The sequence below is a fragment of the Prauserella muralis genome, assembly GCF_003202285.1.
Taxonomy (GTDB): domain Bacteria; phylum Actinomycetota; class Actinomycetes; order Mycobacteriales; family Pseudonocardiaceae; genus Prauserella_B; species Prauserella_B muralis.
Genome location: NZ_MASW01000005.1, coordinates 901,328 through 923,690, shown reverse-complemented (window position 1 = coordinate 923,690; position 22,363 = coordinate 901,328). Strand labels below are relative to the sequence as shown.

The 22,363-nt window shown below is 71.6% G+C and carries 20 protein-coding genes; 9 read left to right on the top strand and 11 right to left on the bottom strand.

Translation table 11 applies throughout. The features are described from left to right. Positions 1 to 17: 17 nt before the first annotated feature. On the bottom strand, positions 18 to 779 hold the full coding sequence (locus BAY60_RS25155) for a DeoR/GlpR family DNA-binding transcription regulator (RefSeq protein WP_112283476.1): 762 nt from the start codon (positions 777 to 779) through the stop codon (positions 18 to 20). A 135-nt stretch (positions 780 to 914) separates the two neighbouring features. After that, on the bottom strand, positions 915 to 1,499 hold the full coding sequence (locus BAY60_RS25150; protein ID WP_170160537.1) for a DUF742 domain-containing protein: 585 nt from the start codon (positions 1,497 to 1,499) through the stop codon (positions 915 to 917). A gap of 413 nt (positions 1,500 to 1,912) precedes the next feature. On the opposite strand from BAY60_RS25150, the gene pfkB reads away from it, so the two are divergent. From pfkB to BAY60_RS25130, 4 genes are read left to right on the top strand one after another with little or no spacing between them, the layout of a single operon-like run. Then, on the top strand, positions 1,913 to 2,884 hold the full coding sequence (gene pfkB / locus BAY60_RS25145) for a 1-phosphofructokinase (RefSeq protein ID WP_112283609.1): 972 nt from the start codon (positions 1,913 to 1,915) through the stop codon (positions 2,882 to 2,884). After that, positions 2,881 to 4,371, top strand: a complete 1,491-nt coding sequence (locus BAY60_RS25140) for a PTS mannitol transporter subunit IICBA (RefSeq protein WP_112283474.1) — start codon at positions 2,881 to 2,883, stop codon at positions 4,369 to 4,371. The genes pfkB and BAY60_RS25140 overlap by 4 nt, the downstream gene beginning before the upstream one ends. Further along, positions 4,364 to 4,828, top strand: coding sequence for a PTS mannitol transporter subunit IIA (locus tag BAY60_RS25135; protein WP_112283473.1), 465 nt, complete (start codon positions 4,364 to 4,366; stop codon positions 4,826 to 4,828). The genes BAY60_RS25140 and BAY60_RS25135 overlap by 8 nt, the downstream gene beginning before the upstream one ends. Next, positions 4,825 to 5,865 (top strand): zinc-dependent dehydrogenase, encoded by a 1,041-nt coding sequence (locus BAY60_RS25130; RefSeq protein ID WP_112283472.1) that lies wholly within the window; start codon positions 4,825 to 4,827, stop codon positions 5,863 to 5,865. The genes BAY60_RS25135 and BAY60_RS25130 overlap by 4 nt, the downstream gene beginning before the upstream one ends. A 59-nt stretch (positions 5,866 to 5,924) precedes the next feature. Here the strand turns inward: BAY60_RS25130 and catC are convergent, their stop codons facing one another. From catC to BAY60_RS25110, 4 genes are read right to left on the bottom strand one after another with little or no spacing between them, the layout of a single operon-like run. Beyond that, positions 5,925 to 6,215 carry a muconolactone Delta-isomerase gene (gene catC / locus BAY60_RS25125; RefSeq protein ID WP_112283471.1) on the bottom strand — a complete coding sequence of 97 codons (291 nt, stop codon included), beginning with the start codon at positions 6,213 to 6,215 and terminating at the stop codon, positions 5,925 to 5,927. A gap of 34 nt (positions 6,216 to 6,249) precedes the next feature. Then, positions 6,250 to 7,098 carry a catechol 1,2-dioxygenase gene (catA, locus tag BAY60_RS25120; protein ID WP_112283470.1) on the bottom strand — a complete coding sequence of 283 codons (849 nt, stop codon included), beginning with the start codon at positions 7,096 to 7,098 and terminating at the stop codon, positions 6,250 to 6,252. 37 nt (positions 7,099 to 7,135) lie between these two features. Continuing rightward, entirely contained in the window at positions 7,136 to 8,239 is a 1,104-nt protein-coding gene (locus BAY60_RS25115; protein ID WP_112283469.1) for a mandelate racemase/muconate lactonizing enzyme family protein, read from the bottom strand. After that, a complete protein-coding gene (locus tag BAY60_RS25110) occupies positions 8,236 to 9,144 on the bottom strand; it encodes a LysR family transcriptional regulator (protein ID WP_112283468.1) in 909 nt (302 codons plus the stop codon). The genes BAY60_RS25115 and BAY60_RS25110 overlap by 4 nt, the downstream gene beginning before the upstream one ends. A 217-nt stretch (positions 9,145 to 9,361) precedes the next feature. On the opposite strand from BAY60_RS25110, the gene benA reads away from it, so the two are divergent. The 5 genes from benA to BAY60_RS25085 all read left to right on the top strand — a co-directional run bounded on the left by benA (position 9,362) and on the right by BAY60_RS25085 (position 17,415). Continuing rightward, positions 9,362 to 10,744, top strand: a complete 1,383-nt coding sequence (gene benA, locus BAY60_RS25105; RefSeq protein ID WP_112283467.1) for a benzoate 1,2-dioxygenase large subunit — start codon at positions 9,362 to 9,364, stop codon at positions 10,742 to 10,744. A gap of 11 nt (positions 10,745 to 10,755) precedes the next feature. Further along, entirely contained in the window at positions 10,756 to 11,268 is a 513-nt protein-coding gene (gene benB / locus BAY60_RS25100; protein WP_112283466.1) for a benzoate 1,2-dioxygenase small subunit, read from the top strand. Positions 11,269 to 11,277: 9 nt separating this feature from the next. Further along, complete coding sequence (gene benC, locus BAY60_RS38400) at positions 11,278 to 13,365, top strand: benzoate 1,2-dioxygenase electron transfer component BenC (protein ID WP_112283465.1); 2,088 nt, start codon at positions 11,278 to 11,280, stop codon at positions 13,363 to 13,365. Between the two features lie 69 nt (positions 13,366 to 13,434). Further along, entirely contained in the window at positions 13,435 to 14,751 is a 1,317-nt protein-coding gene (locus BAY60_RS25090; RefSeq protein WP_112283464.1) for an MFS transporter, read from the top strand. Positions 14,752 to 14,760: 9 nt separating this feature from the next. After that, positions 14,761 to 17,415 carry a helix-turn-helix transcriptional regulator gene (locus tag BAY60_RS25085; protein WP_112283463.1) on the top strand — a complete coding sequence of 885 codons (2,655 nt, stop codon included), beginning with the start codon at positions 14,761 to 14,763 and terminating at the stop codon, positions 17,413 to 17,415. Positions 17,416 to 17,425: 10 nt separating this feature from the next. Here the strand turns inward: BAY60_RS25085 and BAY60_RS25080 are convergent, their stop codons facing one another. Genes BAY60_RS25080 through BAY60_RS25060 form a run of 5 tightly spaced genes read right to left on the bottom strand, consistent with a single transcriptional unit; the run spans position 17,426 to position 22,288 of the window. Next, positions 17,426 to 18,250: an enoyl-CoA hydratase-related protein gene (locus BAY60_RS25080; protein WP_170160536.1), complete on the bottom strand. Its 825-nt coding sequence runs from the start codon at positions 18,248 to 18,250 to the stop codon at positions 17,426 to 17,428. Next, positions 18,247 to 19,143: an acyl-CoA dehydrogenase family protein gene (locus BAY60_RS25075; RefSeq protein ID WP_112283461.1), complete on the bottom strand. Its 897-nt coding sequence runs from the start codon at positions 19,141 to 19,143 to the stop codon at positions 18,247 to 18,249. The genes BAY60_RS25080 and BAY60_RS25075 overlap by 4 nt, the downstream gene beginning before the upstream one ends. Then, the gene (locus tag BAY60_RS25070; protein ID WP_112283460.1) at positions 19,140 to 20,243 is read right to left on the bottom strand and encodes an acyl-CoA dehydrogenase family protein; all 1,104 of its coding nucleotides are present in this window, start codon (positions 20,241 to 20,243) and stop codon (positions 19,140 to 19,142) included. The genes BAY60_RS25075 and BAY60_RS25070 overlap by 4 nt, the downstream gene beginning before the upstream one ends. Next, a complete protein-coding gene (locus BAY60_RS25065) occupies positions 20,240 to 21,277 on the bottom strand; it encodes an LLM class flavin-dependent oxidoreductase (protein ID WP_112283459.1) in 1,038 nt (345 codons plus the stop codon). Before BAY60_RS25065 ends, BAY60_RS25070 begins: the two co-directional genes overlap by 4 nt. Positions 21,278 to 21,292: 15 nt before the next feature. Continuing rightward, the gene (locus tag BAY60_RS25060) at positions 21,293 to 22,288 is read right to left on the bottom strand and encodes a cyclase family protein (RefSeq protein ID WP_170160535.1); all 996 of its coding nucleotides are present in this window, start codon (positions 22,286 to 22,288) and stop codon (positions 21,293 to 21,295) included. Positions 22,289 to 22,363 lie beyond the last annotated feature (75 nt).

Genomic DNA, 22,363 nt, shown 5'->3' with positions numbered 1-22,363 from the left:
CGGCGCAGCGTCGCCGGTCAGACTTTGACGACCCGCGGCCCGGCGTCGGCCAGCTCGTCGGCCGCCGCGCCGTCGATGCCGTCGTCGGTGATGAACGTGTCGATGTCCTTGAGCTCCGCGAACCGGGTGAAGTGGTCGTTGCCCACCTTCGTGTGGTCGGCCAGGAGCACGCAACGCCTGCTGCTGGCGATGGCGGCCCGCTTGATGACGGCCTCGGCCGGGTCCGGTGTGGTCAGCCCGCGCTCGACGGAGATCCCGTTGGTGCCGATGAACGCGACGTCGACGAAGATCTCGCTCAGCGCGTGCAGCGCCCACGAGTCGACCGTGGCCAGCGTGCGGCTGCGCAGGCGGCCACCGAGCAGCATCAGCGTGATGTTGGGCCGGGTGGCGAGGTGGAGCGCGATCTTGACGGCGTGGGTCACCACGGTCAGCTCGCGGTCGGTGGGCAGCTCCTCGGCGAAGCGCGCCGTGGTGGACCCCGCGTCGAGCAGGATGCTGCCCTCGTCGGGGAGCTCTTCGAGGGCGGCCTTGGCAATGCGCTTCTTCTCGGCCGTCAGCACGGCCTCGCGGGTCGCGAGCGCGGGTTCGAAGCCGAGCCGTTCCACCGGGATCGCGCCGCCGTAGACACGGCGCAGCACTCCGTGCCGCTCGAGGAACGTCAGGTCGCGCCGGATGGTCTCGGTGGTGACGGAGTACTCCTCGGCGAGTGCGGTGACATCCACCCTGCCGCGAGCGCGGGCCCGCTCGAGAATCGCCTGTTGGCGCTCTTCGGCATACACGTCGTTTCCTCCCCACACCGCGTCCCGTCGCACCGCGCTGAGCGGGATGCCGCTCCAGCGTACTGGAAAACAACACAATCACAGGCCGGACCACTCGGCCCATGCCGCGTGGATCCGTTTCGGTTCCCGTGGTCCTCACACCAGGTCGTGCAGGCGATCGCGGACCCGGATCATCAGCTCGAGGGGCGGCCGGTGCTCGGCGGTCAGCCGGTTCTCGTGCACCCGGACGGCTCCGAGGTCCACCAGGTCGGCGATCAGCACGCGGGCGGCGCCGATGGGCAGCCCGAGCCGGGCGGCCAGCTCGGCCGTCGACTGCGGCGTCTGACAGGTGAGCCAGATGAGCCGGTGGTCGGCCGTCAGCCGCGGCGTGTCGAGGCGAACGTGCCGGTGCGCGGAGATCAGTGTCTCGACACCGAGCCGCTGCGTCGGCCTGGTGCGGCCTCCGGTGCGAATGTAGGGGCGCACCAGCGGAAGCCCGGGCGGGTCCGGGTCGGTGCCGACGGACCGGTTCTCGCCGGGGGCCGGGTGCGGATCGGGGGCCGGGTCGGGGTGGGCCGGGATGTCCTGCGTCGTCTCGGGTGGCGCCTCGAGGCCCGCGGCTTCGGTCTCGGTGTCGGCGACGCTCTCCACCGACGACTGCGGCTGGAATCCGTGTTCGGCCCAGAGCCGGTAGTCGCCCCAGCCGCCGAAGAAGAGGCCGCCGAACGGGTTGGTGCTCATGGGCCCGCCTCGCGCCTGGCCGCACGACATGGCGTGCCGGCGTTGCGGGCGTGTCCGGGCGCCTGGGCAGCCATTGCCTCACCACCTGTGCTTCGGTCGGACTTTACGTGGGATTAATCGTGTTTGACAAGCAGTCGGCTCGTTCTTGCGTGGGTTCACCTGGGACATCGCGGCCTCGGTCCGGACAAGACCGGCGAAACACCCTTGACTTCGCAACAGAGCGCATGTAAACAAAGCTATCCACAGGCGAAACGGCGGTAAAACAACATGGAACCAAGCCGGATGTGGAGAACCGCCTCATCGGTGCCGCCGCCCTCGGTGGCCGGCGCCTGCTTCGTTGTGTCCCGTCGCCCGGCCGACCTCTCTCCCGGCGCCCGCACGGCGGCCGGGACGGTCCCGCCTGGCAGGCCAGCATGATCGTCACGGTGACGCTGAATCCGAGCCTCGATCGCACCATCGAGGTCGCCAGGCTTGTCAGGGGAGCACTCGTGCGCGCCACCGGGACGCGGCTCGATCCCGGCGGGAAAGGCGTCAACGTGGCACGGGCGCTCGCCGCGCACGGCATCCGCTCGTGTGCCGTGGTGCCGCGCAGCGGCGCGGTCGGCGACGAACTGGTCGCGCTGCTGTCGGCAGAGGGCATCGACGTGCGTGCCGTGCCGGTCACGGGACAGACCAGGTCCAACGTGAGCCTCGTGGAGCCGGACGGCACGGTGACCAAGATCAACGAGCCGGGCGGGCCGCTCACCGAGGCCGACCTCCGCGACGTGATCTCGGCCGTGCTGAGCGCGGCCGAGCGCGCCGACTGGGTCGTGGCCAGCGGAAGCCTGCCGCCCGGGGTGCCGGACACGGTCTACGCCGAGCTGGGACGCAGGCTCACCGGGCTCGGGGTGCGCTTCGCCGTGGACACCTCAGGCGCGGCGTTGCGAGCGGCCCTGGCGGCGGGTCCCGCACTGGTGAAGCCCAACCGCGACGAGCTGGCCGAGGCGAGCGGCTCGACGATCGAGACGCTCGCCGACGCGGCCCGTGCCGCCAAGGCGATGGTCGCCGCGGGTGCCAGGACGGTGCTGGCCAGCCTCGGCGCCGACGGTGCCGTGCTGGTCGACGAACAGGGGGCACGGTACGGGGAATCGCCCGTGAAGGGCGGCCGCAGCTCGGTCGGGGCCGGTGACGCGATGCTCGCCGGCTACCTGGCGGCGGGCGTCACCGGCGGTGACGCCCTGACCGAGGCGTTGTCGTGGGGGGCCGCGGCGGTCCGGTTGCCGGGCAGCCGCATGCCGGGACCGGCCGACGTCGATCGGTCCCTGGTCCGGATCCAGGGGACTCCGGACTTCTCGCGGTCGCTCAGCGGCCAGGACAGAGTGCACGGGATGGAGCAAATCCAATGACGAATCTTGCAGACCTCAAGCACTTACAGGGCAACAGTCTCCGCGCCAGGGTGCAGCGTTTCGGCGGCAACCTCGCGGCGATGATCATGCCGAACATCGGCGCGTTCATCGCGTGGGGCCTGATCACGGCCCTGTTCATCCCGACCGGCTGGCTGCCCAACGAGACACTGGCCGAACTGGTCGGCCCGATGATCACCATGCTGCTGCCGCTGCTGATCGGCTACACCGGCGGCAGGCTCGTGCACGGCCAGCGCGGAGCGGTCGTCGGCGCGGTGGCGACGGTGGGCGTCGTCGTCGGCTCCGAAGTGCCGATGTTCCTCGGTGCCATGATCATCGCACCGATCACGGCCCTGCTGCTGAAGGGCTTCGACCGCCTGGTCGACGGCAAGATCAGGACCGGCTTCGAGATGCTGGTCAACAACTTCAGCGCCGGCATCATCGGCGGTGCCATGGCCCTGATCGGCCTCGTCGCGATCGGCCCGGTCGTGGAGGCGCTGACCACCGCCGCCGGAAACGGCGTGGACTTCCTCGTCAGCAACAGCCTGCTCCCGCTGGTGTCGCTCATCGTCGAGCCGGCGAAGGTGCTGTTCCTCAACAACGCCATCAACCACGGGGTGCTCAGCCCGATCGGACTCTCGGAGGCCGCCGAGAGCGGGCAGAGCCTGCTGTTCATGATCGAGACGAACCCCGGCCCCGGCCTGGGAATCCTGATCGCGTTCCTGTTCTTCGGCCCGAGGGTGACGCGGGCGACCGTGCCCGGCGCGATGATCATCCACTTCCTCGGCGGCATCCACGAGATCTACTTCCCCTACGTGCTGATGAAGCCGCGGCTGATCCTGGCGGCGATCGGTGGCGGTGCGGCGGGTGTCGCGACCGCGATGATCACCAACTCCGGCCTGGTCGCGGTGCCCTCTCCGGGCAGCATCTTCGCCTACCTCGCGGTCACGCCCCGGGGTGGCTACGTCAGCGTCCTGCTGTCCATTGTGGTGGCGACCGGCGTCTCGTTCCTGCTCGCCTCCATGCTCCTGCGCTTCGGGCGGGGCGCGGACGACCCGCTCGGCGCGCCGGTGCTGACGGCCGACGCGGCGCCCGCACCGGCGAGGGCCACCGCCGCGGCAGCCGCGCCCGGAGCCGGATCCCGGGCGGGCACCACCACGATGGAGGAGCCGCCGCCGTCGCGGCCGGTCATCTCCGGCAAGGACGTCACGACGGTGCTGATCGCCTGTGACGCGGGGATGGGCAGCAGCGTCATGCTGGCAGGCCAGATGCGCAACCGGCTCAAGCCGTACGGGGTGAGCGTCGAGCACGTCTCCGTCAACGCGATCCCCGCCGACGCCCAGCTCGTCCTCACCCACGCCGACCTGGCGCCGCGTGCGCGAGCCACGGCGCCGAACGCGGTCGTGGTCCCGTTCACCTCGTTCCTCTCCGACCCCGTCTTCGACACGGTGGAGGACGCCATCAAGGAAGGAGGTGAGCTCCGTGGCTGAACTCACCGACAGCGGCGAGGTGCTGCCGAGGCAGGGCATCCGGCTCGGGCTGACCGCGGCCGACAAATGGGACGCGATCCGGCAGTGTGGCGCGCTGCTCACCGAGCTCGGCGCGGTCGACCCCGGCTATCCGGAGACCATGATCGAACGCGAGCAGTCGGTGTCGACCTACCTCGGCGAGGGGGTGGCGATCCCGCACGGGACCGACGCCAGCCGGGCGCTGGTCCGGCGCACGACTCTCGGGGTGCTGCAGTTCCCGCGGGGAGTCGACTGGAACGGCAACCCCGTGCGGATCTGCGTGGCCATCGCCGCCAAGGGCGACGAGCACATGACGGTGCTCTCGGCGCTGGCGCAGGTCCTCTCCGACTCCCGGCAGGCCGAGCGGCTCCGCACCGCCACCACAGTCGAGGCCGTCCACGAGCTGCTGGCCTCCGTACAGAAGGGCATCAACACATGAGGGTCGCGCGCTTCTACGCTCCCGGTGACCTGCGGCTGGAGGACGCCGACGAGCCCCGGCCCGCGCGGGACGAGGTGAAGATCCGGGTCCGGCAGTGCTCGACGTGCGGCACCGACGTGAAGATCTTCAACCACGGCCACCATCACCTGGTGCCGCCGCGCGTGATCGGCCACGAGATCGCGGGCGAGATCGTGCATGTCGGTGACGAGGTGAGCGGCTGGTCGATCGGCGACCGGGTCCAGGTCATCGCCGCGGTGCCCTGCGGCACCTGCCCGGACTGCACGGGCGGCCGGATGACCATCTGCCCGAACCAGACCTCGGTGGGCTACCACTACGACGGCGGCTTCGCGGAGTTTCTGGTGGTGCCACGGCAGGTGCTGGCCGTCGACGGGCTGAACAGGATCCCGGACGGGGTGACCTTCGCCGAGGCCTCCGTCGCTGAGCCGCTTGCCTGCGTGTACAACGGCCAGGAACTCGCCGGTGTGGGCGAGGGCGACGACGTCGTCGTGGTCGGCGCGGGCCCGATCGGCTGCCTGCACGTCCGGCTCGCCCGCGCCCGCGGCGCGCGCCGGGTGTTCCTCGTGGAGCTGAACCGGGACCGGCTGGACATGGCCGCCGCCGTCGTGCAGCCGGACGCGGCCGTCTGCGGGTCGGACGTGGACGCGGTCGACGAGGTGCGCAAACTGACCGACGGCCGCGGCGCCGACGTGGTCATCACGGCCGCCGCCTCGGGCCAGGCGCAGGAGGAGGCGCTGCAGATGGTCGCGCGCAGCGGCCGGATCAGCTTCTTCGGCGGCCTGCCCAAGGACAGGCCGACGATCACGCTGGACTCCAACCTGGTCCACTACCGCGAGCTGACCATCGTCGGCGCGAACGGGTCGAGCCCCGCGCACAACAAGAAGGCGCTCCAGCTGATCGGAAGCGGGCAGGTGCCCGTGCACGACCTGATCACCCATCGGCTGCGGCTCGACGATCTGCACGAGGCGATCCGGCTGGTCGCCAGTGGTCAGGCGATCAAGGTCACGATCGAGCCGTAGGCCGCCCCGCCGGGCACCGGGGCCGATCGGCGGCCCCGGTGTCGGCGCCCTGCCCCGGATCACCGGGGCGGATCGGGCACCTTCGAGGGATGCGTGGCCAGCGGCGTCACCCTGATCGTCAGGTAGGGAAACAGCGGAAGGCCCGACAGCAGCTCGTGCAGCTCGTCGTTGGACTCGACGTCGAAGACCGAGATGTTGGAGTACTCACCCACGACGCGCCACAGGTGCGGCCACTTCCCTTCGCGCTGCAGCTGCTGGCTGTAGGCCTTCTCCCGCGCGACGACGTCGGCACGGACCTCCGGGTCCAGGTCGGGCGGGAGGTGCACATCCATCCGGACGTGGAACAACATGGGTGGGTCCTCCTCGGAGTCCTCGAAAGGGCGATCAGGCGGCCGGGTCGAGCACGAATCCGTACGACACGGTTTCGCCGTCCTCGGCCGGCGCCGGATCGAGCATCAGCTCCGGCTTCACCGCCGAGGCGATGTCGTCGTCGTTGTGCTCGTCGCCGGGAAAGTACAGCTGCGCGGTCAGCAGCTCGTGGCCCGGCGCGGAGACCTTGACGTGCAGGTGCGCCGGGCGCCACGCGTGCCATCCCGCGGCCGCGATCAGCGCACCGCACGCGCCGTCGGTGGGGATCTGGTACGGCGCCGGGCGCACGGTGCGGATCTCGAACGAGCCGTCGGAGCCGGTCGAGAACGTGCCGCGCAGGTTCCACTCCGGGATGCCGGGCGCGAACTGCGAGTACAGGCCGTCGGCGTCGGCGTGCCACAGCTCGATCGTCGCGCCCGCGAGCGGGGTGCCGTCGGTCGAGGTGACCCTTCCCGTCCACACCAGCGGGGTGCCCGGCTCGTTGTCCCGCATCGGGACCGAGCCACGCGAGCCCCGCTCCGGCGCGCCGGGCACGTAGTACGGGCCCTCGATGGTGCCCTTGTTGCCCTGCCGGTGCTCGGTGGCGACCTCCTCGATGACGTGCTCGACCCACACGTCCAGGAACAGCGGCCACTCGCCGTCCTCACCGAGGCGGATCAGCCACGCCTTGAGCGCGTTGTACTCGTCGTAGGTGACCTTGTGCCTGCGGATGGTCTCGTGCACGGCCGACAGCACCTCGCGGGCCAGCAGGTCGACCCGCTCCTTCGGGGTGTCGGCGACGGTGGCGAGCTTGTCCGACTTGAAGCGCTCGGTGGCGCTCGCACCGGACTCGGCGGCCGCGGGCGCGTGGTGGGTGGCGGTCATGGGGATCCTCCTTGATTCCGTGCTGTCCGGGGACAGTTCAGGTGTCCTGGCGGTAGCGGGCGAGCTTGTCCGGGTCGATCTCGATCCCGAGCCCGGCGCCGGGGCGGATGGTCAGCTCACCGTCGTGGATCTCCAGCGGCTCGGTGAGCAGGTCGTCGGTCATGTCGAGGAAGTTCGACAGCTCGCCGGCCCGGTGGGACGTGAGCCGGTAGGACGCGCCGAACGCGACGGTGCACAGGGACCCCAGCTGGCCGTCGACCTGGTTGCCCATCACGACCTCCAGGCCGAGCCCCTCGGCCAGATGGTGCACCCGCTGGGAGCCGGTGAAGCCGGTGCGGGCGCACTTGATGCTGACCGCCGTGGCCGAACCGCCCAGGACCTCGCGGGTGACGTCGGCCGGGGTGACGGCCGACTCGTCGGCGATGAAGGGCACGTCGAGCTGCGACACCAGCCAGCGGCGGCCCAGCACGTCGTCGGCGGGACACAGTTCCTCGGCGAACAGCAGACCGAGACCGGCCATGTCCCTCATCGCCGTCGCGGACTCCGCGGCGGTCCAGCCCCGGTTGCCGTCGACGTACAGCTCGACGTCGTCGCCGAGTCCTTCGCGCAGGGCCCGCACCACGGCGGTGTCCAGGCCGACGGGGCGGCGCCCGACCTTGACCTTGAACGTCGTGATGCCGTGCTGGTCCCGCATGCGCTGGGCCTCGGCGACCATCGCCGCGGGTTCGTCGAAGCCGAGCATGTGGCACACGCGCATCCGGTCGGTGTAGCCGCCGAGCAGCTCGGTGACCTGCACGTCGAGCGATCGGCCCAGCGCGTCCCAGACCGCTATGTCGAGCGCGGCCTTGGCCGCCGGGTTGCCGACGGTGCGGGCCAGCCGGGCCGTCATCGTCTCGCGTTCCAGCAGGCTCAGGCCGACCACCTGCGGCGCGAAGAGATCGTCGATCACCGCGACGATCCCGGCCTGGGTCTCGCCGTAGGTGAACGGCCGGGGCGGAGCCTCCGCCACACCGGTGATCCCGTCGTCGGTGTGCACCCGGACCAGCACGTGCTCGGCCACGTGGACCTCGCCGGAGGCGAACTTCAGCGGCTTGCGGTACGGGATGGCGAAGGGGATCGCCTCCACGCGCGTGATCTTCATGCACCGGCCTCGGGTTGGTGTGCGTGCGGGGTGAGGGCGGCCTCGGCGACGCCGAGAACCGACCGGACGAGCGGGGAGTCGTTGCCACGGCGCCAGGCCAGGGCGAGCTCGACGGAGCCTGCGTCGGCGAGGTCGCGGAACACGACCCCGGCCAGCGGCAGCGCGCGCGCCGACGCGGGCAGGACCGCGATGCCCAGACCTCCGGCGACCAGTGCCAGCACGACCGCCGTCCCCTCCGCTTCGTGCTCGCGGCGGGGGCTGAACCCGGCGGCCTCGCAGCTGCGCAGGACCGCGTCGTTGACCACGGAGTCCTTGCTGGCGTAGCCGATGAACCCCTCGGTGCGCAGGTCCGCCATGGACACCACCGGCTCCACCGCCAGGCGGTGATCCGCGGGTACCGCGAGGATCAGCGGCTCGCCCTCCAGGGTGTGCAGGTCGACGTCCTCGCCCCGCGCGGGCGGCCGCAGCACGCCCAGATCGAGGGCACCGCTGCGCAGGCCGTCGCACTGGGCGGCCGTGAGCAGGTCCGCGTGGACCTCCACCGCGACGCCCGGCAGCTCCCGCTTCACCGCACGGGCGATGCGCGGCAGGTGCGAGAACGACGACGTGCCGGTGAAGCCCACCCTGACGAGCCCGAGCCTGCCGTCGGCGATGCGCCGCACGCCGCGGACGCTGCCCTCCACCGTGTCCAGCACGCGCTGAGCCTCGATGAGCAGGAACTCTCCGGCCGGGGTGAGCCGGACCTGCCGGGTGGTGCGGGTGAACAGCGCGGCTCCCAGCTCAGCCTCCAGCTGCCGGATCGCGTGCGAGAGGGCAGGTTGCGCCAGGTGCAGGCGCTCGGCCGCCTTCCCGAAGTGGCAGGTGTCGGCCACCGCCGTGAAGTACCGCAGATGCCGCAGCTCCATGGCCGGCCTCCTCCCTGCTCCTCGTCGATTGATTCACCGTAGGTACGGATATTGAGTCAGAACAAGGAGCGATTTTGTCTTGATTGATCGATGCGGTCGATTAATAGCACCCTGGGTCAGGACTAGGTAATAGCCCGGTGTGACCGCAGCCACGGCTTGTCATGGTCGGGGGAACACGCAGAGCCGATCAGTGCTGATGAGGCCGTTGGAGGTTTCCGTGACCGAGACCCTGGACCACCTGTCGGCCGTTCTCGCCGACGCCGTCGTCGAGGACCGCGACGCCGGGATCTACCGCGCCAACCGCAGGATCTTCACCGACGAGGAGATCTTCGAACTCGAGATGAAACACATCTTCGAGGGCAACTGGATCTACCTGGCGCACGAGAGCCAGATCCCCGACCCGGGCGACTACTTCACGACCTACATCGGCAGGCAGCCGGTGGTCATCACCCGCGACGCAGGCGGGACGCTGCACTGCCTGGTCAACGCGTGTGCCCACCGGGGCGCGATGCTCTGCCGCCGCAAGCGCGACAACCGGATGACGCTGACCTGCCCGTTCCACGGCTGGACCTTCCGCAACGACGGCACGCTGCTCAAGGTCAAGGACCCCGACGGGGCCGGCTACCCGGCCTCCTTCGACACCGGCGGCTCGCACGATCTGACGAGGGTCGCGCGGTTCGAGGGCTACCGCGGCTTCCTGTTCGGCAGCCTCAACGCCGACGTGCTGCCGCTGGCCGAACACCTCGGTGACACCACCAAGATCATCGACATGCTCGTCGACCAGTCGCCGGAGGGGCTGGAGGTGCTGCGCGGCGCGTCCACCTACACCTTCGACGGCAACTGGAAGGTGCAGGCCGAGAACGGCGCCGACGGCTACCACGTCACCGCGACGCACTGGAACTACGCCGCCACCACCGCACGCCGCGGCACCGGCGAGTCGAAGAACGACACCAAGACGCTCGACGCGGGCAGCTGGGGCAAGTCCGGCGGCGGCTACTGGTCCTTCCCGCACGGTCACCTCTGCCTGTGGACGTGGGCGGGGAACCCGCAGGACCGTCCACTCTGGAGTCGGATGGCCGAGCTCAAGGAGGAGTTCGGCGAGGCAAAGGGCGATTTCATGGTCAAGGGGTCCCGCAACCTGTGCCTTTACCCCAACGTCTACCTCATGGACCAGTTCTCCACGCAGATCCGGCACTTCCGGCCTATCGCCCCCGACCGGACCGAGGTGACGATCTACTGCATCGCGCCGAAGGGGGAGAGCCCCGAGGCGCGCGCCTGGCGGATCAGGCAGTACGAGGACTTCTTCAACGCCTCGGGCATGGCCACCCCGGACGACCTGGAGGAGTTCCGCTCCTGCCAGCTGACGTTCCGCGCCGGAGCCGCGCCGTGGAACGACATGAGCCGGGGTGCCGAGCACTGGCTCGATGGTCCGGACGAGGTCGCCGAGGCGCTGGGCATGAAGGACGTGCTCTCCGCAGGGCAACGCAACGAGGACGAGGGTCTGTATCCGATCCAGCACGGCTACTGGCGCGACACCCTGCGCGCGGCGCTCGCCGCGGAGCGCGCCACCCCGCCGCAGTCCGAGTCCGCCACCGCCTGAGGAGTTCCGCGATGACCGTGCCCACCGAATCGAAGGCCATCACCCAGACCGCCATCGAGCAGTTCCTCTACCGCGAGGCGCGTCACCTCGACGACCGCGAGTTCGAGAAGTGGCTCGACTGCTACGCCGACGACGTCGTGTTCTGGATGCCCTCCTGGGGCGACGACGACCTGCTGACCGAGGACCCGCAGACCGACGTCTCGCTCATCTACTACCCGAACAAGGGCGGGCTGGAGGACCGCGTGTTCCGGATCCGCACGGAGCGGTCCAGCGCCACGTCGATCCCGGAGCCGCGCACGAGCCACAACATCACCAACGTGGAGGTGATCGAGCGCCGCGGCGACCTCGTCGACGTGCGGTTCAACTGGCACACCATGTACTTCCGTTACAAGACCGTGGACCCGTACTACGGGACGTCCTTCTACACGATCGACTTCTCCGGCAGCAGCCCGCTGATCCGGCGGAAGACGGTCGTGCTGAAGAACGACTACATCCACCACGTCGTCGACGTCTACCACATCTGAGGAGGCGTCATGGCCTACCAGGTCGCACTGTCCTTCGAGGACGGTGTCACCCGCTTCATCGACTGCGAGGCGGACCAGACGGTCGCCGACGCCTCCTACCGGCAGCGCGTCAACATCCCGCTGGACTGCCGTGACGGCGCGTGCGGGACGTGCAAGGCGTTCTGCGAGTCGGGCACCTACGACGGCGGAACCTACCTCGACGACGCGCTCACCGCCGCCGAGGCCGGGCGCGGATACGTCCTGCCGTGCAGCATGACACCGAAGTCCGACCTCGTGCTGCGGATCGCCGGCACCTCGGCGGCCGCCAAGACCTCGGCTGCCACCTACCCGGCCACCATCACGGCGCTGGAGCGATTGTCGCCGACGACCGTCGCCCTCACGCTGGAGACGCCGGACCGTGACACGCTCGCGTTCCTGCCGGGGCAGTACGTCAACATCGAGGTCCCCGGCACCGGCCAGTCGCGGTCGTACTCGTTCAGCAACGCGCCGGACGACAAGGAGCTGACGTTCCTGGTCAAGCTGACCCCCGGCGGGGTGATGTCGGACTACCTCACCGAGCGCGCCCGGCCCGGCGACGCGCTCACCTTCACCGGGCCGCGCGGCAGCTTCTTCCTGCGCGAGGCCGACCGGCCCGCGCTGCTGCTGGCCGGCGGCACCGGGCTGGCCCCGATCCTGTCGATCGTGCGGGCGATGCGGGACTCACGACCGACGCGCCCGGTACACCTCGTCTACGGCGTCACCACCGACGACGACCTCGTCGAGCTGGGCACCCTCGCCGAGCTCGCCGCCACGGTCGACGGGCTGACCTGGGACTACTGCGTCGCCGACCCGGCCAGCACGGCCCCGAACACGGGCTACGTGACGAGCCTGGTCGGCGACGAGCACCTGCACGACGGCGACGTCGCGGTGTACGTGTGCGGGCCACCCCCGATGGTGGAGGCGGTGCGCGAGCACCTCGCGGGCGCGGGGGTCGAGCCGGCCGGGCTCTACTACGAGAAGTTCGCGGTGTCCGGCACCGCCGCCGGACCGGTCGCCGGGGAGGCGGCGACCGATCCGGAGCCGGCAGGCGCACCGGTCGCGTCCGGTCCCGCCCCGGTCACCCACCCGCCGGAGCCCACGGCCACGGAGGCCGTGGTCGCGCCCGGGGGAGCGGGCAGGGTTCTGGCCGGGCAGGCGATCTTCCCGCCCGTCCCGCTGGCACCGCTGCGCCGCGCCGCGCCCCCGGCCGAGGACGGCACCACCAAGCGCGCCATCGCCGGGCAGGAGCTGCTGCCCGCCCGCGACGACATCGCACCGTTGGCCGCGCGGCGGCCGACGTTCGTCAGCCCAGGACGGTTCGACGGCAAGGTCGTGGTGGTCACCGGCGCCGCCCAGGGCATCGGCGAGCGGGTGGCCCGCCGGATCAGCGCCGAGGGCGGGACCGTCGTGCTCGCCGACCGGGCCGGCCTGGTCGCCGGGGTGGCCTCCGAGCTGACCGGCGAGACGCTGCCCGTGGTCGCGGACCTGGAGACCTGGGAGGGCGCGCAGGCGATGGCCGAGGCCGCCCTCGCCCGGTACGGCCGGATCGACGTGCTGGTCAACAATGTCGGCGGGGCGATCTGGTTCAAGCCGTTCACCGAGTTCGCCCCGACCGAGATCGACGCCGAGATCCGCCGCTCACTGCTGACGACGCTGTACTCGTGCCGGGCCGCGCTGCCGTCGATGGCCGCACGGGGCCGCGGCGTCATCGTCAACGTGTCCTCCGCGGCGACGCGCGGGATCCACCGTATCCCGTACTCGGCCGCCAAGGGCGGCATCAACGCCATCACCGCCTCACTGGCGTTCGAGTACGCGGACGCCGGCATCCGGGTGGTCGCAAGCGCCCCGGGGGGCACCGAGGCCCCACCGCGCAGGATCAGCCGCGGTGGCTCCGCGCTCGAGAGCGAGCAGGAGAAGACCTGGTTCCAGGCGCACATCGACCAGACCGTGAACTCGTCGCTGCTGAAGCGCTACGGCACGCTCGACGAACAGGCCGCCGCGATCGCGTTCCTGGCCTCGGACGAGGCCTCCTACATCACCGGCACCGTGCTGCCGGTGGCCGGCGGCGATCCCGGCTGACGCCGCAACCCGTGCGGTCACCGCGTGGCCGCGTGTTCTCCCTACCCCCAACCCATTCCGGGAGTCCTCATGCCCGACACCGACGCAACGAAGCGCCGGCGCACCGTGTCCTGGGTGGTCGCCCTGTCCACGATCGCCCTCGTCTTCGACGGCTACGACCTCGTGGTCTACGGAACCGTCCTGCCCACGTTGCTCGCCGACCCCGCACAGCTCGGCGCGCTCAGCCCCGCCGAGGCCGGCTCCCTGGGCAGCTACGCCCTGGTCGGCGTTCTCGTCGGCGCACTGGCGGCGGGCAGCCTCGGCGACTGGATCGGCCGCCGCAGGATCATGCTGATCAATCTGGCCTGGTTCTCGATCGGCATGGGAGCCACCGCGCTGACCCAGAACGTCACCGCGTTCGGCGTCGGCCGGTTCGTCACCGGCATCGGTGTCGGCGCGCTCGTGGCCACCGTGGGGGCGCTCGTGGCGGAGTTCGCCCCGCCCGGACAGCGCAACCGGCTCAACGCCATGGTCTACAGTGGAGTACCGGCCGGGGGAGTGCTCGCGGCTGTGCTGGCGATCGTGCTGGCCGACGCGATCGGCTGGCGCGGCCTGTTCTGGATCGGTGCCCTGCCGATCGTGCTCGTCCTGCCGCTGGCCGTCATGAAGCTGCCCGAGTCGCCCAGGTGGCTCGCCTCCCGGGGCCGGCTGGAGCAGGCCAGGGCCTTGGCGGAACGCACCGGCGTGCCGTTGGCCGCCGAACCGCCCGTGACCGGCCGGGTCGGCTTCCCCGCGCTGGCCTCCCGTGCGCTGGCGTTGCCGACCGTCCTGCTCGGCCTGATGAGCTTCGCCGGTCTGCTGCTGACCTACGGGCTCAACACGTGGTTGCCCAAGATCATGCAGGACGGCGGCTACGGCGAGGGCTACTCGCTCGCGTTCCTGCTCATCCTCAACCTCGGTGCGATCGTCGGTGGCCTGCTCGCCTCGCTGTGGGCGGACCGCATCGGCGCGAAACGGGTCGTGGCCACGACGTTCGTGCTCGCCGCGAGCACACTCGCGTTGCTGCCGCTCGGCCTGCCGTTCGGCGCGCTGCTGCTCGCGGTCGCCGTGGCGGGGGTCGGCACGATCGGCACCCAGGTGCTGATCTACGGGCTCGTGTCCCACTACTACCCGACGCGGGCCCGGGCAGCCGGGGTGGCGTGGTGCGCGGGCTTCGGCAGGCTCGGCGGGATCGTGGGCCCGGTGATCGGCGGCCTGCTCGTCGGCGCCGGGCTCGGCGGCACCACCGCCTTCCACGTCTTCGCGGGGATCGCGCTCGCCGCCGCGCTGGTCACCGGCCTCGTGCCCCGCTCGCGCCACGCCGACGCCGAGCTTCCGGTCGCTGGTGCCGCAGCGCATCCCGCCTAGAGTGACCATGTGGTCCACCGTCGCCCGCCGTTGATCGCCCGCGCCGCCGCACTCGCCGTCCTGGACGGCGCGGCGGCGCGGGTCGCGCGGGACGGGCCCGGCTTCGCGCTGGTCAGCGGCCCGTCGGGGGTGGGAAGGACCGCGCTGGTCGATGAGCTGGCCTCCCGGCACGAAGGTCCCGTGCTGCGGGCAGCCGGTGCGTCGTGGGAGACGGGACGCGCGTTCGGGGTCACCGGGCAGCTGGCGCCAGGTGGGGACCTGGTGGCAGGGCTCGGCCCCGGTACGACGCTGGCCATTGTGGACGACGCGCACTGGGCGGACACGGAGTCGCTGCAGGCGTTGGTGTCCACCGTCCGGCACGACCACGAGGCGCGGCTGCTCGTCGTCGCCACCTGCGTGAGCGGGGACCCCCACGTGCCCGCGGGGGCCCTCGACCTGCTGCACCGCGCCGCGACGACGACGGTGGCGCTGGAACCGCTCACCGCCCCGGAGGTGGGCGAGCTGGCCGCGGCGCGCGGCGTGCCGCTGCACCCGTCGATGGCGGAACGGCTCTGTCGGCACACGGGCGGCCTCCCGCGCCATGTCGTGCATCTGCTCGCCGAGGTGCCGAGGTCGGTGTGGACCCGGTTCGACCCCGGGCTGCCCGCACCCGCGGCGGTCGCGGCGCGGGTGCGGGAGAGCCTGGCGGCGTGCTCACCGGACGCGCGGCGGCTCGCCGAGGCCATCGCCGTTCTCGGTCCGGGCACGGCGGTCCGCGACGCCGCGTCGATGGCCGGAGTCGACGGCGACGTGCTGCCTCTGCTCGACGAGGTGTGCGGCGCCGGGCTCGTCGAACTGGCACCGCACGGACTGACCCAGGCGGGGCCGCCGGATCCGATGGTGCGTGCCGCGGTGCTCGCGACCATGGGCCCGGCCGCCTCGGCCGACGCGTACCGGCGGGCCGCGGACCTGATCGACGACCCGGTCCGCAGGATGCAACTGCTCGTCGGGGCGTCGCCGGTGCCGGACGCGGCGGTCGCCGACCGGCTCGACGAACTCGCCACCCAGCGCGCCGCCGAGGGCGCCTGGGGCGTCGCGGCGTCCCTGCTGTCCGACGCCAGCCGCCTCACCGACGACCGGCTGCTCCGGGAGCGCCGCCTGACCCGTGCCGTGGATGCGCTGATCGGTGCCGGTGACGCGTTCGCCGCCGCGGCACTGATCCCCGAGGTGGAGAGTCTGCGGGAAACGCCCCTGCGCAACGCGGTGCTGGGATACCTGGCGATCGTGCGTGGTCGCGCCACCGAGGCCCAGGCGCGGCTCGGCCGGGCCTGGGACCTGGTCAACAGCGAACGCGAACCGGACGTGGCTGCCATGATCTGCCAGCGCTATGTCCTGCACTCGCTGTGCCGGTGCCGCGCCGGTGACCTGGTCGACTGGGCCGACCGCGCGGTCTCCCTGGTTCCCCGGGACACCCCGGCCGCGGTGGAGGCGGCCGCGATCCGGGGGCTCGGCATCGCCGGCCTCGGCCGAGGGGACGAGGCGCTGGCCTGCTACGCCGAGCTGGCCGAGCGGGTCCAGCACGGTGCACAGGCGCAACGGATCCTGATGGGCCGCGGCTGGCTGAACCTCATGGTCGACGCCCTCGACGACGCGCGGGCGGACCTGGAAAGCGCGGTGCCCACGACGTTTCTCGGCGGCTCGACCCGCATCTCGCTGTGGGCCCGCGGCTGGCTGGCGCGGGCACAGTTCGCCGCGGGGGAGTGGGACGAGGCCCTGCGCACGGTGGCCGAGGCGGAGCCGCTGCTGGACCGCTCCGGGATCGTGCTGGCCGGGCCGCTGCTGGCGTGGACCGCGGTCTCCGTTCACGCACTGCGCGGCGACTGGGACCGCGCCGAGGAGGCCGTGCGCCGCGCCGACGCCGGGCCGCAGGACTACGACATCATGCGTGTGCCCTCCTGCCTGGCGCGCGCCCAGCTCGCCGAGGCGCGCGCCGACTCCGCCGGGGTGCTGCGGGCATTGCGTCCGCTGACCGGCCCGTCGGCAGGCAGCAGCATCGACGAGCCCGGCCAGTGGCCGTGGGCCGACCTGTACGCCCACGCGCTGGTGCTCCAGGGGCGCGACGCTGAGGCGGAGTCCTTTCTGGACCGGCATGAACGGCTTGCCGCGGCCAGGGGTCCTGCCTCGGCGCGGGCCCGCCTGGGCGCGGCGCGCGGGCGGCTGCTCGCGATGCAGGGCGAGCCTGCCGCCTCGGCCACCGCCTTCGAGGCGGCGCTCGGGCTGCTCGAAAAGCTGCCACTGCGTTACGACAGGGCCCGGGTGAGCTTCGCCTACGGGCAGGCGCTGCGCAGGGCCGGCAAGCGCAGGGACGCCGACATCGTCATCTCCGGCGCCCGCGAGACCTTCGCGAGTCTCGGCGCGAGCACGTACGTGGCGCGCTGCGACCGGGAGCTCAAAGCGGGCGGTGTGCACGCCACCCGCTCCGGTCGTGCGGTCGGCGAGCTGACGCCGCAGGAGGAGGCCGTCGCCCAGCTCGTCGCGCGCGGTCTGTCCAACCGGGAGGTGGCCGCGGAGCTGTTCGTCACCATGAAGACCGTGCAGTACCACCTGACCCGCATCTACGCCAAGCTCGGGGTGCGCTCCCGTGCCGAGCTGGCCGCGCTGCGGGGTCACGAACAGGCACCGTGACGGGTTTTCGCTACTCGGACAGCTCGCCACCCTCCGCGAACCAGCGGATCGCGTCCTTGAGCCCCACCTCGCGGATCTTGTCGCGCATCACCTCGTGTTCCGGGACGGTGTGCGCGATCGCGTCCCACTCCGCTCCGTACAGGAACGCGGTACGAAAGCCCTGGTTCTCCATTACCCTGTTGAGCGCGAGCTTCTTGAGCCGCAGCAGCGAGGCAGGCGTACGCGCGATCCGGCCGGCGAGCGCCGCGGTCTCTGCGGCGAGGTCGGCGGCGGCCACGGCCCTGTTGGCCCAGCCCAGTTCGGCGGCCTCGGTGCCGCTCAGTGTACTGCCGACCACATAGGACAGCTCGCGGGCGCGCTTCATGCCGATCAGCCACAGGCTCACGGGGCTCAGCAGCCCACCGCCGAGCGGCACACTCGGCCACGCGATCGTCGCGTCGTCGGCGACGAGGGTGATGTCGGCGCACACGCACAACATGGACGCGCCGCCCACGCAGTGCCCGTGCACCGAGGCGATGACGGGCTTGTCCAGGTCCCAGATCGCCAGCCAGCGTTCCAGGTTGCGGCGCAGCCTCCGCCAGTCCTGGAAGGTGTCGTGGGCATCCGCATAGGACGCCGACGAGTCCGCGGGGCGCTGGACGTCGTAGCCCACCGAGAACGACCGGCCGCGCCCGCGCAGGATCACGCAGCGCGTGGTGTCGTCGTCGGCGATCCGCTCCACCGCGCGGGAGAACTCGTCGAGCATGTCCGCGTTGAACGCGTTCAGCTTCTCCGGACGGTTCAGCACCAGCTCGGTCACGCCGTTGTCGCTCCTGGCGACCTCGATCAATGTCACGTTCCCGGTGTCCTCTCGTGAGCGAGCAGGTCCGCGGTGAGATCGCGCAGCAGCACGATGTGGCGGGTGTGGAAGTGCAGGCCGAGCTCCCAGGTCATGCCGATCCCGCCGAACACCTGCGTCGCGCTCTCCGAGACGAACAGGCAGCGCCGGAACACCAGCCGCAGCGCCTGCGGCGCAGGACCGGGCTCGTTCGCCGCCCACACGGTCGCGGTCAAGCCCTCCTGGTGGGCCAGGTGGCTGTCGGCCAGCAGGTGCTTGACGGCCTGGAACCGCCCGATCGGCTGCCCGAACTGCTCCCGGACCTTGGCGTGGGCCACGGCGTCTCGCAGCAACCTTCCCGCGGAGCCGACCGCTTCCGCGGCCCACAGCACCGACAGCCACCGGCGGACCTCCGTACCGAGCGATCCGGCGGGCACGTCGGCGGCCGCCATCCGTAACGTCGGCGCGAAGCCGTCACAGCGCCGGGGCTCCACGGTCCCGGGAAGATTCGGTACGGCGACATCCGGACAGCCGCCGTACACGACCCGCGCCCGCGCTGGGGCCGAACGGCGGGTGAGGGCCACGGCCAGCGGCCGGTCGTGGCCGGCGCCGTACCGTCCAGGTCCACGCAGGACGATCGAGGTCGTCACGGGCACCGGCACGAGGTGGCTGCCGAGCACCTGGGCGAGTTCGACCAGGTCCCGTAGCGGCAGGCCGAATCCCCCGTCCTCCTCGCGGGCGCCGACGCGATCCCAGCCGCCGGACCGGAGCACGTCCCAGGCCGCGTCGACCCCGCCGAGCGCGTAGTCGGCGATCGGCCGCCCGCCGACGAGCCGGGTCAGGACCTCGTCGAGCGCGTGCGCACCCTCGACGGCCACGGCGCTCGGCGCCACCTGCACCACGCCGGTCATCGCGGCAGCCCCAGCACGCGTTCGGCGACGATGTTGCGCTGGATCTGTGTCGAGCCGGAGAAGATGCTCGCGGCCCGGCTCTCCAGATACTGGCGCTGCCACATCCGCTCGTGCGCAGGGCAGCCGAGTCCGAGGCCGTAGGCGGCGAGCGCCTGCCAGGTGTGGCTCCACATCAGCTTCGAAACGGAGTCGGCCGCCCGGTCGGCGACACCGGCCAGTGCGTTCTCGAGGCTGCGCAGCGAATGCCACCGAACGGTCTCCACCCGGGCGCACACCTCGTCGAGCTCCGGATCGGAACCGCCGGAGGCGCAGCACCGGCGCAGCACGGCCGCCGCGCGGGACATGCCAGTGTACCGCGTGATCGCCTCGATCGGCCCGCGTTCGTCGGAGAGCACGGCCATCGCCATGCGCCAGCCGTCGGTCTCGCCTCCGACGCGGTCACGTTCGTGCACCATCGCGCCGTCGAAGCGCACCTCGCTGAACGTGGTGTCGCCGGTGATCCGGGTGATGGGCCGGACGTCGATCCCCGGCTGGTGCATGTCGAGCAGGAACATCCCCAGGTTGCGATGCCGGGCCGCCCGCGCCGACGTCCTGGCCAGCAACAGGCAGCGGTCGGCGTGATCGGCGAACGACGTCCAGATCTTCTGTCCTGCGATGCGGTACTGCTCACCTGCTCGTTCCGCGCGGGTGCCGACGTTCGCGAGATCCGAACCGGCGCCGGATTCGGAGAAGCCCTGGCACCACACCTCGTCGCCGGTCAGGGTCGGCCGCAGGTAGCGTTGCCGCTGTTCCGGCGAGCCGTGCTTGATCAGCAACGGCCCGGTCAGGAGGCGGCCGATCCTGCCGTAGCCTTCCGGAGCGCCCGCGCGCGCCACCTCCTCGTGGAAGATGTACTCCTCCAGGACGCTCAGGCCACGCCCCCCGAACTCTTCCGGCCAGGTCAGTCCCGCGAGACCCGCGTCGTAGAGCCTGCCGTCCCATGTCCTGCGCACGGTGACGTCGTGGAGGGCGTCGTCTCCGAGCCCGGCCACCGCGGCGGACAGCCATTCCCGGACGGCGGCGCGGAACACCTCACCCGTGCCGGTCACCCGCCCGGTCACGTCGCGGACCGCCCCACGTTGTCCACAATGGTGTGACAGGCGCGCACGTACTGGTCGGCGCCGAGTCCCACACCCGCCACCTGGAAGACGAGCTCGCTCACCCCGCGGTCGGCGAGCTCACCTTCGAGCTTGGCCACCCTGGCGGGCAGGGAGTCCGGCGTGCCCGCGAGGCAGAAGTCGTCGACCATCTCGTCCGGCACCAGCCCAGCCAGCTCGTCGAACGACATCGCCGGATCGGCCCGGAAGCGCTCCCGCACGAGCGTGGTGACCGGCTCCCACCTCGTCCCGTTCGTCACCCGCCGATAGCTGGGGGTCGTGAAGTAGAACGCCAGGTTCGTGCGGGCCCTCCTGCGGGCCTCGGCCTCGTCGTCGGCCACGGAGGTCACTCGCCACGCGGCGACCCACGGCCTCGTGCCGTCCGGGCGTTCCGCCGAGGCGATCGCGGGAATCGCCACGTCGTCCAGGTAGTCGAGGAAGGAGACCAGGGGGTGCAGGGCGACCCCGTCGCAGTGCCGCGCCGACAGCCGCAGCATCACCGCGTTCACGCCCGACCCGATGACCTCGATGGGCGGCAGGCCATCGAGCTCCACGCTGCGCAACCTGCCGGGAATTCTCGCCTGGTAGAAGGGCCCCTCGTAGGCGAGGCCGTCCTCGGCCGCCCACACGGCGCGCAACAGGTCCGCGTAGTCACCGAGCCGGGAACCGGGGTGATCGAAGCCGTCGATGCCGTAGCGGCGGGTGCGCATCCCCTTGGTGCCCGCGCCGAGGCCAAGCGCGAACCGGCCGCCGGTGGCGATGTGGGCGTCGGCCGCGGCCGCGGCCATCGCCACCGGCGCCCGCGTGAACGCGTAGGCGATGCCCGTCGCCACCCTGATCTCGCGTGTGTGCAGGCCGAGTGTCACCGCGCGGACGATCGCGTCGCGCGGGGTGGACTCGGTGGTCCACAGCCGGTAGAAACCCGCGGCCTCGGCCGCCTCGGCGACGGCGAGCAGCGGCTGGAAGACGTTCGTCGCGAGGACCAGAGCGCGTTTCATGGGCGTCCTTCCCGATCATCGGATGGCCACGGGGTTGGCAGGCGAGCCCACCCCTCCCGCGATCGCCAGCGGGGTCGACACGAAGAAGAAGGTCCACCGGTCCTCGTACGCGCAACGCCGCGCGAGCTCGTCGAAGTCGAACAGCTCCCCGAGCGGGATCCCGAGCTGGACCAGAACACGCCGGTGCAGGCTGCCCACCCGGGGATCGCCGGGCGCCGACTCGACGGCGGGATTGTCGGCCGCCACCGCGCCCACATGCCAGTCCCAGAGCAGCGCGGCCGTCGACTCGGCCGCGGAGAGCCCGATGAACGCCGGCCTGCCGCCCGCCTCGGCCAGCACGGCGCGCTGCGCGTAGGACGCCGACTTGTAGCGGGTGGCCCAGCCCGTGCGGATACAGAGGATGTCGCCGGGCCGCACCGTCACCGTCTGGTGTGCGGCCACGGCGCGCAGCTCGGAGGCGGTGATCGCCCGCTCGGCGAAAGGGTCCACACCGCCGCCGGTGTGCTCGAGATAGGCCGCGACGTCGAGCAGAACGCCCCTGCCCATGACGCCCTGGTGTGCCCAGTGGTGGATGCCGAGCCGGTCGCCCATCTCCGGGGGGTCCTCGGTCACGCCGCCGTAGAACCCGAACTCGCGGAACCGCACGTGCCGGAAGCCGTCCCACTGGGTCGCACGCTGCGGGTAGAAGCAGTCGAGCCGATCGTCCCAGCTGTTGCGTCCGGTCCGCACCACCTTGTGGATCAGCGGACTCCGGCCGTACAGGGGAGGATCGGGTAGGGCGGGCGGCAGTTGCAGGCTGACGCGCTCGCCGCTGCGTACCTCGGTGGCGGCCTGCGCGATGCGTTCGGGGGTCACGTTGTTGAGGGCGCCGAAGTCGTCCTTCGGGCCGTACACGCCCCAGCTGTGCCGCTCTGTCCAGCCCTCGAAGAACGGGAGCTCGGCGAACGCGGGGAGCCCCATCCCTTCGCCGCCGCTCGCTTCCGCCGGCGTGCCGGTCGGCGTGGTTCCCACGAAAGAAGCCCCCTTCGGTTCCGCTCGAAGCAACCGAACAGATGATAGTGTTATCCGAACAGCGGTTCGTACAAC